This is a genomic window from Streptomyces sp. DS1-CR2, from assembly GCF_055760475.1.
Window position 1 is genome coordinate 4,978,452 of the sequence record NZ_CM147085.1, and the last position, 13,414, is coordinate 4,991,865.

14 protein-coding genes and 1 pseudogene are annotated in these 13,414 nt (G+C 70.2%); 7 read left to right on the forward strand and 8 right to left on the reverse strand.

Features of this window, described 5'->3' with window-relative positions:
* Nucleotides 1-82 precede the first annotated feature (82 nt).
* From ACY0PA_RS23895 to ACY0PA_RS23905, 3 genes are read right to left on the reverse strand one after another with little or no spacing between them, the layout of a single operon-like run.
* Nucleotides 83-526 carry an SRPBCC family protein gene (locus ACY0PA_RS23895; RefSeq protein ID WP_473079736.1) on the reverse strand — a complete coding sequence of 148 codons (444 nt, stop codon included), beginning with the start codon at nucleotides 524-526 and terminating at the stop codon, nucleotides 83-85.
* The gene (locus ACY0PA_RS23900; RefSeq protein ID WP_473079737.1) at nucleotides 523-879 is read right to left on the reverse strand and encodes an ArsR/SmtB family transcription factor; all 357 of its coding nucleotides are present in this window, start codon (nucleotides 877-879) and stop codon (nucleotides 523-525) included. Before ACY0PA_RS23900 ends, ACY0PA_RS23895 begins: the two co-directional genes overlap by 4 nt.
* 5 nt (nucleotides 880-884) lie before the next feature.
* The gene (locus ACY0PA_RS23905; RefSeq protein WP_473079738.1) at nucleotides 885-1,271 is read right to left on the reverse strand and encodes a glyoxalase superfamily protein; all 387 of its coding nucleotides are present in this window, start codon (nucleotides 1,269-1,271) and stop codon (nucleotides 885-887) included.
* 184 nt (nucleotides 1,272-1,455) lie between these two features.
* On the opposite strand from ACY0PA_RS23905, the gene ACY0PA_RS23910 reads away from it, so the two are divergent.
* The 4 genes from ACY0PA_RS23910 (at nucleotide 1,456) to ACY0PA_RS23925 (ending at nucleotide 4,555) form a co-directional block, all read left to right on the forward strand.
* A complete protein-coding gene (locus ACY0PA_RS23910) occupies nucleotides 1,456-1,992 on the forward strand; it encodes a DinB family protein (protein ID WP_473079739.1) in 537 nt (178 codons plus the stop codon).
* Between the two features lie 18 nt (nucleotides 1,993-2,010).
* On the forward strand, nucleotides 2,011-2,652 hold the full coding sequence (locus ACY0PA_RS23915; RefSeq protein WP_473079740.1) for a PadR family transcriptional regulator: 642 nt from the start codon (nucleotides 2,011-2,013) through the stop codon (nucleotides 2,650-2,652).
* Between the two features lie 140 nt (nucleotides 2,653-2,792).
* A complete protein-coding gene (locus tag ACY0PA_RS23920; RefSeq protein WP_473079741.1) occupies nucleotides 2,793-3,788 on the forward strand; it encodes an ATP-binding cassette domain-containing protein in 996 nt (331 codons plus the stop codon).
* Nucleotides 3,785-4,555: an ABC transporter permease gene (locus tag ACY0PA_RS23925; protein ID WP_473079742.1), complete on the forward strand. Its 771-nt coding sequence runs from the start codon at nucleotides 3,785-3,787 to the stop codon at nucleotides 4,553-4,555. The genes ACY0PA_RS23920 and ACY0PA_RS23925 overlap by 4 nt, the downstream gene beginning before the upstream one ends.
* 30 nt (nucleotides 4,556-4,585) lie before the next feature.
* Here the strand turns inward: ACY0PA_RS23925 and gad are convergent, their stop codons facing one another.
* Both gad and ACY0PA_RS23935 read right to left on the reverse strand, forming a co-directional pair.
* Entirely contained in the window at nucleotides 4,586-5,998 is a 1,413-nt protein-coding gene (gene gad, locus ACY0PA_RS23930) for a glutamate decarboxylase (protein WP_473079743.1), read from the reverse strand.
* A gap of 128 nt (nucleotides 5,999-6,126) precedes the next feature.
* Complete coding sequence (locus ACY0PA_RS23935; protein WP_473079744.1) at nucleotides 6,127-7,404, reverse strand: ion channel protein; 1,278 nt, start codon at nucleotides 7,402-7,404, stop codon at nucleotides 6,127-6,129.
* A 121-nt stretch (nucleotides 7,405-7,525) separates the two neighbouring features.
* On the opposite strand from ACY0PA_RS23935, the gene ACY0PA_RS23940 reads away from it, so the two are divergent.
* Nucleotides 7,526-8,284, forward strand: a complete 759-nt coding sequence (locus ACY0PA_RS23940) for a MerR family transcriptional regulator (protein ID WP_473079745.1) — start codon at nucleotides 7,526-7,528, stop codon at nucleotides 8,282-8,284.
* An 18-nt stretch (nucleotides 8,285-8,302) separates the two neighbouring features.
* Here the strand turns inward: ACY0PA_RS23940 and ACY0PA_RS23945 are convergent, their stop codons facing one another.
* A complete protein-coding gene (locus ACY0PA_RS23945) occupies nucleotides 8,303-8,668 on the reverse strand; it encodes a YbjQ family protein (RefSeq protein WP_473079746.1) in 366 nt (121 codons plus the stop codon).
* A 131-nt stretch (nucleotides 8,669-8,799) separates the two neighbouring features.
* Here ACY0PA_RS23945 and ACY0PA_RS23950 point away from each other — a divergent pair.
* Nucleotides 8,800-9,459: pseudogene (locus ACY0PA_RS23950) on the forward strand (DedA family protein); the annotation flags it as partial.
* A gap of 67 nt (nucleotides 9,460-9,526) precedes the next feature.
* Here ACY0PA_RS23950 and ACY0PA_RS23955 read toward each other — a convergent pair.
* Both ACY0PA_RS23955 and ACY0PA_RS23960 read right to left on the reverse strand, forming a co-directional pair.
* Nucleotides 9,527-11,224: a threonine/serine exporter family protein gene (locus tag ACY0PA_RS23955; protein WP_473079747.1), complete on the reverse strand. Its 1,698-nt coding sequence runs from the start codon at nucleotides 11,222-11,224 to the stop codon at nucleotides 9,527-9,529.
* 88 nt (nucleotides 11,225-11,312) lie between these two features.
* The gene (locus tag ACY0PA_RS23960; RefSeq protein ID WP_100597700.1) at nucleotides 11,313-11,804 is read right to left on the reverse strand and encodes an inorganic diphosphatase; all 492 of its coding nucleotides are present in this window, start codon (nucleotides 11,802-11,804) and stop codon (nucleotides 11,313-11,315) included.
* 86 nt (nucleotides 11,805-11,890) lie between these two features.
* On the opposite strand from ACY0PA_RS23960, the gene dacB reads away from it, so the two are divergent.
* A complete protein-coding gene (dacB, locus tag ACY0PA_RS23965; RefSeq protein ID WP_473079748.1) occupies nucleotides 11,891-13,369 on the forward strand; it encodes a D-alanyl-D-alanine carboxypeptidase/D-alanyl-D-alanine endopeptidase in 1,479 nt (492 codons plus the stop codon).
* Nucleotides 13,370-13,414 lie beyond the last annotated feature (45 nt).

The window sequence follows — 13,414 nt, forward strand, 5'->3', positions numbered from 1 at the left end:
AGTGGTCAACTGTCCTGGATCATAGCTGCGTACACATGCCGATGCATGGGCAGATGCACGTGCACGGGGGGTGTTCCCACGGTTACAGCTCTTCGAGCGCCTGCCCCAGCGTTCGCATGACATGCGAACGCCAGCCCCCGTCCATGATCTTCCGCGCCATCATCTGTGCCGGATCGTCCGGATCGAATCCGTCGTGCACTAGGAAGAGACGCGTGCCACGGCCTTCTGGCTCCAGGTTCCACGTAATGGTCCAGTCCGCAGAATTGGCCGGATCCCGGTCCTGCCACCGGACGCTGAGCATCCGCTCCTCCTCGTACGCGAGGACCTCGACATCGACGGTGCCGGAGAAGCCGGTGTTGGGTCGCGGCACGGTCGTCATCACGTACCGGTGGCCCACCTCGAGGCGGAAGTCCTCACTGCCCGCCATCAGCCACTGGGCGATCAGCTCGGGTTCGGTGAGGGCGCGCCAGACCTTGGCGGGCGAGTGGGGGAAGAACTGGTCGACCGTGATGCTCGTCAGGCTCATGACTCGTCATCGTCGGGCATGCGGTCGAGGAGTCCGGCGAGCCCCTTCAGGCGGTCGCGCCAGAACCGCTCGTACGGATGGAGCCAGTCCTGCACCTCGGCCAGAGGGGATGCCTCGAGCCGGTAGATGCGCTGCCGTCCCGCGCGTTCCTCCGACACGAGGCCGGCCTCGCGCAGCACCTTGAGGTGCTCCGAGAGGCTGGGCCGGCGCATCGCGAAGTGGTCGGCCAGGGCCTGGACGGGCTGCGGGCCCTCGTCCCTGAGGAGGCGGAGCACCTCGCGCCGTGTCCCGTTGGCGAGCGCGGCGAACAGCCGGTCCTGGCCGGCGGTGTCGGTCGCGCTCGTCGTCGCCATCGGCGTCAGAAGCCTTCCTTCTCCGTGATGAGCATCAGCGAGTTGCCGTCCGGGTCGCTGAAGGCGGCCATGCGTCCCCACGGCACGTCGTCGGGGCCGGTGACCTCGGCTCCGGCGGCAGTGAGCCGCGCGCAGTCGGCGTCGACGTCGGTCGTCACCAACATGATCCCCCGCGTCGAACCGGGGGTGAAATCGCCCATGCCCGGACCGGACAGCGTGAAGACGGTCTGGGCGCCCGCCGGTGCGACCTGGAGCCAGCGGCCCGGTGGCATCTCGCGGTCGACGATGACGTCAAAGCCGAGTACGTCGACGTAGAAGCGCAGGGCGCGGTCCTGGTCGGAGACGGGGAGTGTGATGAAGGAGGCGTGCGTGATGTTCGTGTGGCTGCTCATGCCCGGACTATAGGTAGGGATTTCCCTACGCGTCAACGGTAGGGAAATCCCTACGCGACACGTTCCCGAGTTCGGGGTCCGGGTCGTGCCACTTGAGACGGGAGCTGACCGCAAGCGCCTCTACCTTCGTCAGTACAGGCAGCGAAAGACCTCAGGCAGCGAAACCGACGGAAGGCGGCTCACGATGACGGCTCACGGGAACGCGGAGGTCCGCGGCGACGAACGCGGCACCCTCCTGATCTGCCTCGCCGGGCAGCGCGGCGCCATCCGCCGGGCCGTGCTCGGGCTGAGTGACGAGCAGGCCGCGGCGACACCGAGCGCCAGCGCGCTGTCGCTGTCCGGGCTGATCAAGCACGTCGCCGAGACCGAGCAGGGCTGGGTGGCGCGGGCCGGGCAGGTCGCGCCCGACGCGCAGCGCACCGAGGCGAACTGGGCCGACAGCTTCCGGCTCGTGGGCGACGAGAGCGTCGAGTCGGCGCTCGCCTACTGGGACAAGGTGGCGCTGGCCACCGAGGAGTTCATCCGGTCGGTGCCGAGCCTCGACAACACGTTCCCGCTGCCCCGCCATGACTGGTCCCCGCACGAGGGCGAGGCGTCCATGCGGTGGATGCTGCTCCATCTGATCCGGGAGGCGGCCCGGCACGCGGGGCATGCGGACATCATCCGCGAGTCCCTCGACGGGAAGACGGCGTACGAGCTGGCCGCGATGGCTCAGGAGTGACGTCCTACGCTGGGGCCCATGTCAGCGATCCGTCTCCTGGTCCTCGGGGCCGTACGCCAGCACGGCCGCGCGCACGGTTACCAGGTGCGCAACGACCTCGAGTACTGGGGCGCTCACGAGTGGTCGAACGCCAAGCCCGGGTCGATCTATCACGCGCTCAAGCAGATGGCGAAGCAGGGATTCCTCGTCGCGCACGAGATCGCGCCGTCCACGGCCGGCGGCCCGCCGCGTACCGAGTACGAGATCACGGACAAGGGCACCGAGGAGTTCCATACGCTGCTGCGTGAGGCGCTCGTGACGTACGACCAGAAGCCGGACATCCTCTCGGCCGCGCTCGGCTTCATCGTCGATCTGCCGCGGCAGGAGGCGGTGGAGTTGCTGCGGCGGCGCGTGGACGGCATCGAGGAGTGGCGGCGCGCGGTCACCGAGTACTACACGCCCGAGGGCGGGACCGAACGGCTCGGGCACATCGGCGAGATCATGAATTTCTGGGTGCACTCGGCCGACGCGGGCGCGGAGTGGACGCGGGGCCTGATCGGCCGGATCGAGGGCGGCGCCTACACGTTCGCGGGCGAGGGTGAGCCCTTTGTCGGAGTGCTCGCCGAGGGGCAGGAGAACCCCTACGCCACGGGCGAGGCGCACCCCGGGGACCCTCGTTAGTCATCGCCGGCCTTCGCCGGTCATGTCATTGCCAGGCATCGTCAATTTTCGTTAATCAAGTTTGACTAATGGCCGGAGGCGGAGCTACCTTCGCGTTGTAGTCAAATTTGAGTACCGAGGTTCTCGGTGGGAGGAGCCGGATGACCGACGCGATCATCGTCGAGGGCGCACGGAAGAGGTACGGGGACAAACAGGCGCTGGACGGGCTCGACCTCGCGGTCGCCCGCGGCACCGTGCACGGGCTGCTCGGGCCGAACGGGGCGGGCAAGACGACGGCCGTCCGCACCATGACGACGCTGCTGCGGGCCGACGAGGGCCGGGTCGAGGTGGCGGGTTACGACGTGCGGCGGCAGGCGGGCGAGGTGCGCCGCCGCATCGGGCTCCTCGGCCAGCACGCGGCGGTGGACGAGGAGCTGGGCGGCTGGCAGAACCTGGAGATGTTCGGACGCCTCCACCATCTGGGTGCCCGGCGCGCGCGGGTGCGGGCCGACGAACTCCTTGAGCGCTTCGGGCTCGCCGGGACCGGGCGCAAGGCGGTCAGGCAGTACAGCGGCGGCATGCGGCGCCGCCTGGACCTGGCCGCCTCGCTCATCACGGACCCGGAGGTGCTCTTCCTGGACGAGCCGACGACGGGCCTCGATCCGCGCGGGCGCGCCGAGGTGTGGGGCGCGGTGCGCTCCCTCGTCGGGGGCGGTACGACGGTGCTGCTGACGACGCAGTATCTGGAGGAGGCCGACCAGCTCGCCGACCGCATCTCGGTCGTGGACCGGGGCCGGGTCGTCGCCGGGGGCACCGGCGACGAGCTCAAGGCCCGGCTCGGCGGTGACCGGATCGACGTCGTCGTGCGGGACGGGTCCCAACTGGACGAAGCGGCAAGGCTGTTGCCGGACGGTGCCACGGTCGACGCGGACCGCCGGCTGGTCAGCGCGCCCGTCGCCGACCGGATGGCCGCGCTCACGGAGGTCGTGCGGGCGCTCCAGGGCGCGGGTGTTGAGGCGGAGGACATCGTGGTGCGCAGACCGACCCTGGACGAGGTGTTCCTGCATCTGACGGGATCGGGACAGCCGGGACAGCCGGGACAGAAGGACACTGCGGAGCGCGGACACGTATCGGACCGGCCGGAGGTGAAGGCATGAGTACGCCGATGAGCTGGGCCGTCGCCGATTCGTGGACCATGACGCGGCGCGAGCTGGCGCACTGGGCGCGGCAGCCCACGCAGATCGTGGTCGGGCTGGTCTTCCCGGTGATGCTGCTGCTGATGTTCGGCTTCCTGATCGGCGGCGGCAAGGGAGTCGAGGGCGAGTACGTCGACTATCTGGTGCCGGGCATGCTCGCGCTGACCATGGCGTTCGGGCTCGAGGCGACGATGCTGGCGGTGACGCAGGATCTGAACAAGGGGGTGATCGACCGGTTCAGGTCGATGCCGATGGTCAACGGCGCGGTGCTGGTGGGCCGTTCGGCCGCCGACATGCTCCAGTCGGCCGCCGCGCTCCTCGTGATGGCCGGCGTCGGTTACGTGATCGGCTGGCGCCCACACGGCTCGGCCGGGACGTTCCTGGGCGCGCTCGGCCTGCTGCTCCTCTTCCGGTTCGCGATGCTGTGGATCGGCATCCACCTGGCGATGGTGGCGGGGAAGCCGGAGCTGGTGCAGGCCGTGCAGATCCTCGTGTGGCCGGTCGGATTCCTGTCGAACGCGCTCGCCGAGCCCGGCTCGATGCCCGGCTGGCTGGGCACGGTCGTCGAGTGGAACCCGATGTCGCACACGGCGACTGCCGTACGGGACCTGTTCGGCGGGCCCGGCGGGGAGCCGGGGCACCTGTGGGCGGCGGCGCTGTGGCCGCTCGCGCTGCTCGCGGTGTTCTTCCCGCTGGCGGTCCGGAAGTTCGCGGCACTCAGTAAGTAGAGGCCCATACGTAGAGGCCCGTAAGCAGTGTCAGTGGTGGAAGCTGGTCGCCGCGTCTTTGTCGCGGGTCAACGGGTGGGACTGCTGCCGCAGTTCGGGCAGCAGCCGCCCGAGGTCGGCGAGGAAGAGCGCGGCCAGGTCGGCAGAGAAGCCGTTGCGGCACACCAGCCGCAGCACGGCCAGGTCCTGGCGGTGCGCGGGGAAGGTGTACGCGGGTACGAGCCAGCCGTATTCGCGCAGGCGGCGAGATACGTCGAAGACGTCGTACGCCTTCACGTCGGGTGCTGTCGTGAAGGCGATGACGGGCAGTTGGTCGCCGCGCGTGATGAGCTGGAAGTCGCCGAGGGTCTCGATGCGTTCGGAGAGGCCCCGGGCGACGTCCCGCGTCGACTGCTGCACGGCGCGGTAGCCCTCGCGGCCCAGGCGCAGGAACGTGTAGTACTGCGCGACGACCTGGGCGCCGGGCCGGGAGAAGTTCAGGGCGAAGGTCGGCATGTCGCCGCCCAGGTAGTTGACCCGGAAGACCAGATCCTCCGGCAGATCGTCCGCCGTACGCCACAGGGCCCATCCGACGCCCGGGTAGACGAGGCCGTACTTGTGGCCCGACGTATTGATGGACGACACCCGCGGCAGGCGGAAGTCCCAGACCAGTTCGGGGTCGATGAAGGGCGCGATCATGCCGCCGGAGGCGCCATCGACGTGGACGGGGATGTCGAGACCTGTCTTCTCCTGGAGGGTGTCGAGGGCGGCGCACAGTTCCTCGATCGGCTCGTACGATCCGTCGAACGTCGAGCCGAGGATGCCGACGACACCGATGGTGTTCTCGTCGCACAGCTCGGCGGCGGCCTGCGGGTCGAGGTGGAAACGGTCGCCCTCCATGGGGACCTGGCGCGCCTCGACCTCCCAGAAGTTGCAGAACTTCTCCCAGCAGACCTGGACGTTGATGCCCATGACGAGGTTCGGGCGGGCCTGCTTGGACGGATAGCGGTCGGCGTTCCGCTTCATCCAGCGGCGCTTGAGGGCCATCCCGGCGAGCATGCACGCCTCGCTCGACCCGGTGGTCGAGCAGCCGACCGCGCCGTCCGGATCGGGCGCGTTCCACAGGTGGGCGAGCATCGACACGCAGCGCCGCTCCAGCTCCGCGGTGCGCGGATACTCGTCCTTGTCGATCATGTTCTTGTCGCGGCACTCGCCCATCAGGACGCCGGCCTGCGGTTCCATCCAGGTGGTGACGAACGTGGCGAGGTTGAGCCGTGCGTTGCCGTCGAGCATCAGCTCGTCGTGGACCAGCTGGTAGGCCGTGGAGGGCGGCATGGGGTTGCCGGGCAGCCGGTGCTTGGGCGGGGCGTCGGTCATGCCGCCGACCGGATCGGCCTCGCCGTAGAAGGGGTTGACGGCCATCGGGCTTTTGTCGTGCTGGTGGGGACCGTGGTGCAGCGGCATGGTCGCGGGCTCCCTCGATGCGCGGTCGTGGCCTCATCGCGAGGATGTCGTGGCCTCATCGCGAGGATACGGAGGAGTGGGGCGTACCGCCCGGCGACAGATCGGCGGACGGGCAGGGGCGGCCGCTCTCAGCGGACGGCCGTGCCGTCGTGGTGGAGCTGCATCTGGGGGCGTCCGGTGACCAGGAGCCAGGCCGGCAGCGAGGCGATGCACAGCAGGACGAGGATCGGCGGGGACGCGACGAGGACGGCCGCGATGAACAGGCTGACCCAGCCCTGCCGTGTGATGGCGAGCAGGATGCCGAGGACGCCCGCCGCGACGCCGACGGCGGGGTGCACGCCCGGCACGAGCGCGTGGGCGAGGAGGCCGAAGGCCGTCCCGATGAAGACCGCGGGGAAGATCCGGCCGCCGCGGAAGCCGCAGGAGGCGGCGATCAGCAGGGCCGCCAGCTTCACCACCGTCATCAGGGCGAACTGCCCGGCCGACCAGCCCTCGGGGTCCTGGGCCAGCGCGGCGACCTCATGGAGGCCCTTGAACAGCGTGAGATGTCCGCCGAGCGCGCCGAGCAGACCGAGCACGAGCCCGCCGACGGGCAGCATCAGCATGGGGTGCTTGAGGCGTCCGAACGCGGCGTGCGTGTAAGGGAAGGCGTAGACGGCCGCCATGCCGAGGACCGCGGCCGCGGAGGCGACCACCAGGACGCAGAGGAGGTCGCCCCAGCCCGGCCGGGGGAAGGCGGGCAGGCCGAGGTCGAAGCTGGGATGTCCGACGAGGGTCGTGGTCAGCGCGCCGGTGGCCGCCGCGATGAGCGGCGCGAACAGGGCGTCCCACAGCAAGCCCTTGATCGGCTTGCCCGCGAGGGCCTCGGAGATGACGAGGGCGGCGGCGACGGGCGTGCCGAACAGCGCGCCGAGCGTAGCCGCCTCGGCCAGGGTGCCCCACAGGACGGCGGGCATCGCGGGCAGGGCCTTCGAGCCGAGCCAGAACGCGAGGCCGACGTTGGCCGCGATGATCGGGTTCTCCGGGCCGAGGCTGGGCCCGCCGGCCAGCATCAGCGCGGTCGCGACGAGCAGCCCGGGCAGCACATAGGGCGGCAGCGGGTCGCTCTCGAGCCCGACGGTGGCCGGGTCGGGCCCTGCGTGACCGGGCGCCTTCCACACGACGAGGCCTACGAGGATGCCGGTCGCGGTCAGCATGACGATCATCCAGGCGGAGGAGTACCCGCCGATGCCGAGCGCGTCGGGCAGGTCCTCCCACAGCACGTGCTGGAGCTGCTCGGCGAGCTCGCTCACGCCGAGGAACAGCAGGCTGCACACGACGCCCACGACGAGCGCGGGGACGACCAGCGGCAGCAACGTCCGTGCCGGGGTGGTCTCCTGGGGCTCGGCCTGCGCGTCGGTGCTCACCGGCACACCATAAGCGGACGAAAGCCGCACAACACCCGGAGAAATTCCCGCTTGCACCTCACGTGGCGTGAGGCCGCACGCTGGGACCCGTACCGAACACGACAGGGAGGGGGCTGGAGCCGTGAGCTACTCCGTGGGGCAGGTCGCCGGGTTCGCCGGCGTCACGGTGCGCACGTTGCACCACTACGACGAGATCGGCCTGCTCACGCCGGTCGGGCGCAGTCGCGCGGGTCACCGGCGCTACAGCGACGCCGACCTGGACCGGCTCCAGCAGATCCTGTTCTACCGGGAACTCGGCTTCCCCCTCGACGAGGTCGCGGCCCTTCTCGACGACCCGGACGCGGACCCGCGCGCGCATCTGCGCCGCCAGCACGAACTGCTGACCGCCCGGATCGGCGAGCTCCAGAAGATGGCCGAGGCCGTGGAACACGCCATGGAGGCACGCAAGATGGGCATCAACCTCACGCCCGAGGAGAAGTTCGAGGTCTTCGGGGACAAGGATCCGGAACAGTACGCCGACGAGGCGCGGGAGCGCTGGGGCGGCACGGACTCGTACGCCGAGTCGCAGCGCCGCGCCGCCCGTTACACCAAGGACGACTGGAAGCGGATGCAGGCCGAGGTCGCGGACTGGAGCGAGCGCTACGACTCCCTGATGGCGGCCGGCGAGCCCCCGACCGGTGAGCGGGCCATGGACATGGCCGAGGAACACCGGCAGCACATCACCAAGTGGTTCTACGAGTGCGGCTTCGAGACCCACTGCGGGCTCGGCGAGATGTACGTGGCCGACGAACGCTTCAAGGAGTTCTACGAGTCCATGCGGCCGGGCCTCGCCGAACATCTGCGCGACGCGATCCTCGCCAACGCCGTCCGCCACGCCTGACGGGCGCCTGGCCCGGGGTCACTCCCGGGCCAGGACCACGGCCGTGCCGTACGCGCACACCTCGGTGCCCACGTCCGCCGCCTCGGTGACGTCGAAGCGGAACATCAGCACCCCGTTGGCGCCGCGGGAGCGGGCCTGCTCGACGAGCCGCTCCATCGCCTGGTTACGGGTCTCCACCAGTGTCTTGGTGAGGCCCTTCAGCTCGCCGCCGATCATCGATTTGAGGCCGGCGCCGATCTGGCTGCCGAGGTGCCTGGAGCGGACCGTGAGACCGAAGACCTCGCCGATCACCTTCTCCACCCGGTGGCCGGGCACGTCGTTCGTGGTGACGACGAGCACATCCGTCTGCGGATTCTGGCCGCCGCCGTAGTCTTCGATACCCATACACACAGGTTTGCCACAGTTGACGCACAGTGCATCCTGAGAGGGCCGCTGGAACCTGGTGCCGTCATCCGGCGTTGATAACTTTGCACCGCCATTGCCCTTGCTTCACCACCCCTCAGGAGTCCGGAACCGTGACGACGCTTGCTCTCGGACCAAGCTGGCTGGACCCGGACCACCTGCTCAACACGTTCGGCATCTGGGGCCTGCTCCTGATCGTGTTCGCGGAGTCCGGCCTGCTCATCGGCTTCTTCCTGCCGGGCGACTCCCTGCTGTTCACGTGCGGACTGCTGATCACCGCCGGCACGCTGGACTTCCCCCTGTGGGGTGCCGTCGGTCTGATCTGCGTCGCCGCGATCCTCGGTGACCAGGCGGGTTACCTCTTCGGCAAGAAGGTCGGCCCCTCGCTGTTCAACCGCCCGGACTCCCGCCTCTTCAAGCAGGAGAACGTGGTCAAGGCCCACGAGTTCTTCGAGAAGTACGGCCCGAAGTCCCTGGTCCTGGCGCGCTTCGTGCCCATCGTGCGTACGTTCACGCCGATCATCGCGGGCGTCAGCGGCATGAAGTACCGCTCGTTCATCACGTTCAACATCATCGGCGGCGTGCTCTGGGGCGCGGGCGTCACGCTCCTCGGCTCCTGGCTGGGCAACATCGAGTTCGTCCACAAGAACATCGAGGCGATCCTGATCCTGATCGTCCTGATCTCGGTGGTCCCCATCGCGATCGAGTTCCTGCGGGCGCGCAGCAAGTCGAAGAAGGCCGCGGCGTCGACGCCCCAGCCGCAGACGCCGGCGCCGGGCCAGCGCGGCCGCCACGCGAAGCGCTAGAACGCCACGGCCCCTTTTGCATGGAAGGCGGGCCCTAGAAGCCTCGGGTCCGCTTCGCCGCCCGGCGCCCTTCCGCGCCGGGCGAGCGCAGGAACAGCCGCGCGATCTCGGACCCGAGGTTCACCCCGATCGCGATGGCCATGGCGAGAGCCGCCGCCTTCGTGAGCGACACCAGGCCCGCGTCCACGTCGTTCTGCGCGATGGCAAGGAGACCGAAGTACGTCGCGGAACCCGGCAGCAGCGGCCCGATCGCCGCCGTCACGTACGGCAGCGCGGACGCGAACCGGTAACGCGAGAAGAGCTGCCCGAACAGGCCGACGAGCCCGGCCGCCGCCGCCGTCGAGGCGACCGGCGAGATCCCGCCGACGACGTGCATGGCCCCGTACACGACCCACGCCACACCGCCGTTCAGTGTCACCGCGAGCACGGTGGAGCGTTCCTGCTGGAGCAGGATGGCGAAGGCGAGCGAGAGCGCCATCGAGGCCGCGATCTGCCAGTAGGGGCGGTCGAGGACCTGGAGGGCCGCTTCCGGGTTCAGCTGCGCGTGCAGCTGCACGCCGAGATAGAGCACGACCAGGACGCCGATGACGATGCCGACGAAGAAGTACATGACTTCGAGCAGGCGCGCGGCCGCGGTGATGTAGTAGCCGGTCAGGCCGTCCTGCACGCCCGCCACGAGGGCCCGCCCCGGCAGCAGCGCGAACAGCCCACCGGTGATCACCGCGGAGGCGCGTACGTCCACGAGGTTGTGCGCGAGGGTCAGCAGGATCCCTATGGCGGCGGGCGGCATCGCGGCGACGGTGAACTGGTAGAACTCCGGCAGACCGCGCCCGGCGCACAGCCAGGCCAGCCGGTCGCCGAGGATCGCGCCGAGCGCCGCCGCGACGAAGACGATCAGGTCACCGCCGACGAGGATCGAGGCGCCGCCCGCGAGGAGCCCGGTCGCCGCGGAGAGCACCCAGCCCGGGTAGGGGTGGCGGTTGCGGCGGATCTCGGCGAGGCGCCGGTAGGCCTCCTCCAGGGAGACGTCGACCTCCGCGTCGCTGATGTCGTACACCAGCTGGAACACGGCCGCGAGGCGCGTGTAGTCGGTGCCGCGCCGGCGCACGGTGCGCGAGGAGGTCACCGGGTCGTCGACCAGGGACGGCTGGTACGAGATCGACAACAGCGTGAACGTCACCGTCGGCTCGCAGCGGTCGAGGCCGTAGGAGCGGCACACGGCGAACATCGCCGCCTCCACGTCCTCGGCGCCCTCACCGCCCGCGAGGAGCAGCTCGCCGATACGCAGGGTCAGGTCGAGGACGCGCGGAACGGCCGGCCCCTCCTCGTCGTGCTTCTGCACAGGCTCGGCCGCCGGGCGCTCGGCGACCGGCATGCGCAGCATCGTGCGCATCCGGTCCTGCCAGGGCGCCTCCTTGGTCAGTTTGACCATGGGGATGCCGTGCGCGGGGGTGAACGCGGGGGGCGCGTGCCGGGAGCTGTAGGTCTGCGGGGGAGTGAAGGCCGAACCGCTGGTCTCGGCGGGCGCGGCGGCCGGTGTGCTGAACCCGTCCGGGAGCGCGAACTCGGACGTCGTCTGCGACTCGTCCTGCTCGGGCACCGGGGTCTGCGGCACCACTCCCTGCGGCGGGGTGAAGGCGCTGCGTGCCTCGTCCGACTGCGGTTTGCGGTCTTCGGCCGCCTCCGGCTCCCGCTCCGTCACCAACTCGCCCTTCGTATGACGCTTGCGCACCTCCCGTACGCCTCAGTATGAGCACAGATACGCGAACGGGCCGCCCCGCCCCCGAAGGAGTCGGACGGCCCGTGCGTGGCGGGGGAGGTCAGTGACCGCCCTCGTCCTTGAAGCGCTTGTAGGACCGCTCGATCTCGGCCTCGGCCTCGGTGCGGCCGACCCAGTCGGCGCCCTCGACGGACTTGCCGGGCTCCAGGTCCTTGTAGACCTCGAAGAAGTGCTGGATCTCCAGGCGGTCGAACTCGGAGACGTGGTGGATGTCCCGCAGGTGCTCCACGCGGGGGTCCGAGGCGGGGACGCACAGCAGCTTGTCGTCGCCGCCGGCCTCGTCCGTCATACGGAACATGCCGATGGCGCGGCACTTGATGAGGCAGCCGGGGAAGGTCGGCTCCTCCAGGATGACCAGCGCGTCCAGCGGGTCCCCGTCCTCACCGAGCGTGTTCTCGACGAATCCGTAGTCGGCCGGGTAACTGGTCGAGGTGAAGAGTCGACGGTCCAGGCGGATCCGACCGGTCTCGTGGTCCACCTCGTACTTGTTCCGCGAACCCTTCGGAATCTCGATCGTGACGTCGAACTCCACCGGTGGCTCCTCCATGATCAACACATACGACTGGTGGTTAAGTGTCCCTCACGCAGGTGTGTGATCGCGAAAGGGGCTGGTCCGTGGTGCCCGAGCTCAAGGCTTCGCAGGCAGTTTCACAGGCAGTGAAGGTGCTTACGAAGGTCAAGACCTGGCAGCTCACAGCGGGCGCTGCCACCCTGGGCCTGGCGCTCTCGGCCGTGGCGGTGGCCTCGGCCGGTCCGTGGGACTCCAGCGGTCAGCGTACGGCGGAGGCGCGCCGGGCTGCCGCCCAGGAGGCCGGGGGTGGCGCAGATCACGGCCGCGACGGGCGCTCCGGGGAGCCGGACGCGGCCCCGAGCGCCCGTGCGGTGCTCGCGGCGCCGGGCGGCTCGGTCCCCGGCCCCACGAAGGGCGCGCTCGCCGACGTGCTCGACCCGCTCCTGAACGACCCGGCCCTCGGCAAGCGGCGCACCGCGGCCGTCGTCGACGCGGCCACCGGTCAGCGGCTGTACGGCAGGAGCTCCGGCGACGCACTGACTCCCGCCTCGACCACGAAGCTCGCCACGGCCGTCGCCGCCCTGTCGATGCCGGGGTCCGACCACCGCATCGACACGAAGACCGTCATCGAGCCCGACTCGCACGAGGTCGTCCTCGTCGGCGGCGGCGACCCCACGCTCACCGCCCGCAAGGACGCAGGACCGAACGCGAGCCTGCGCGCCCTCGCCGACGCCACCGCCAAGGAGCTCAAGGGCCGGGACACGGACGAGATCACCCTCTCCTACGACACCTCGCTCTACTCGGGGCCGCTCCTGCACCCCATCGGGCCGAACGAGAACATCGCGCCGGTCAGCGCTCTCATGGCCGACGAGGCGCGCACGGACGACTCGTCGAGCGGTCCGGCTCCCCGCGAGTCCGACCCCGCCGCGGCCGCCGCGCGGAAGTTCGCGGATCTGCTGCACGACCGCGGCATCAGGACGAAGGGCGAGCCGGGCCCCCGCCATGCCTCGGGCGACGCCGAGAAGCTGGCCAAGGTGTCGTCGCCGCCCGTATCGGCCCTGGTCGAGCGCATGCTGACGCACAGTGACAACGACATCGCGGAGGCCCTGGCCCGCCAGGTGGCCCTCGCCACGGACGGGACCGCGAGCTTCGAGGGCGGGGGCGAGGGGATCCGCAAGGAGCTGGAAAAGCTTCGACTCCCGCTCTCCGGAAGCCACTTCGCGGACGGCAGCGGTCTCGACCGCGCCGACAAGGTCTCCGCCGACCTGCTCACCCAGGTTCTCGCCCACGCCGTCGAGCGGGAGCGCCCGGGGCTGCGTCCCGTCCTCACCGGACTGCCCGTCGCCGGCTTCACGGGCACGCTGAGCAAGCGCTACACCGACGAGGCCGACGCGGCGGGCATCGGCCTCGTACGGGCCAAGACCGGCACGCTGACCGGGGTGAACACGCTGGCCGGCACGGTCGTGGACGCGGACGGGCGGCTCCTGGTCTTCGCGTTCATGACGGACGGCACGGTGAACCCGGGACAGGCCCAGGCGGCCCTGGACCGGCTCGCGTCGACGGTCGCGAACTGCGGCTGCCGCTGACCCGTCCCGGCCGCGTCCCCTAGGGGGCACAACCCGGGCGCCGTC

Excerpts from the sequence above, each read along its gene's own strand:
- ACY0PA_RS23895 (WP_473079736.1), bottom strand. The coding sequence starts at position 526 with ATGAGCCTGACGAGCATCACGGTCGACCAGTTCTTCCCCCACTCGCCC.
- ACY0PA_RS23900 (WP_473079737.1), bottom strand. The coding sequence starts at position 879 with ATGGCGACGACGAGCGCGACCGACACCGCCGGCCAGGACCGGCTGTTC.
- ACY0PA_RS23905 (WP_473079738.1), bottom strand. The coding sequence starts at position 1,271 with ATGAGCAGCCACACGAACATCACGCACGCCTCCTTCATCACACTCCCC.
- ACY0PA_RS23910 (WP_473079739.1), top strand. The coding sequence starts at position 1,456 with ATGACGGCTCACGGGAACGCGGAGGTCCGCGGCGACGAACGCGGCACC.
- ACY0PA_RS23915 (WP_473079740.1), top strand. The coding sequence starts at position 2,011 with ATGTCAGCGATCCGTCTCCTGGTCCTCGGGGCCGTACGCCAGCACGGC.
- ACY0PA_RS23920 (WP_473079741.1), top strand. The coding sequence starts at position 2,793 with ATGACCGACGCGATCATCGTCGAGGGCGCACGGAAGAGGTACGGGGAC.
- ACY0PA_RS23925 (WP_473079742.1), top strand. The coding sequence starts at position 3,785 with ATGAGTACGCCGATGAGCTGGGCCGTCGCCGATTCGTGGACCATGACG.
- gad (WP_473079743.1), bottom strand. The coding sequence starts at position 5,998 with ATGCCGCTGCACCACGGTCCCCACCAGCACGACAAAAGCCCGATGGCC.
- ACY0PA_RS23945 (WP_473079746.1), bottom strand. The coding sequence starts at position 8,668 with ATGGGTATCGAAGACTACGGCGGCGGCCAGAATCCGCAGACGGATGTG.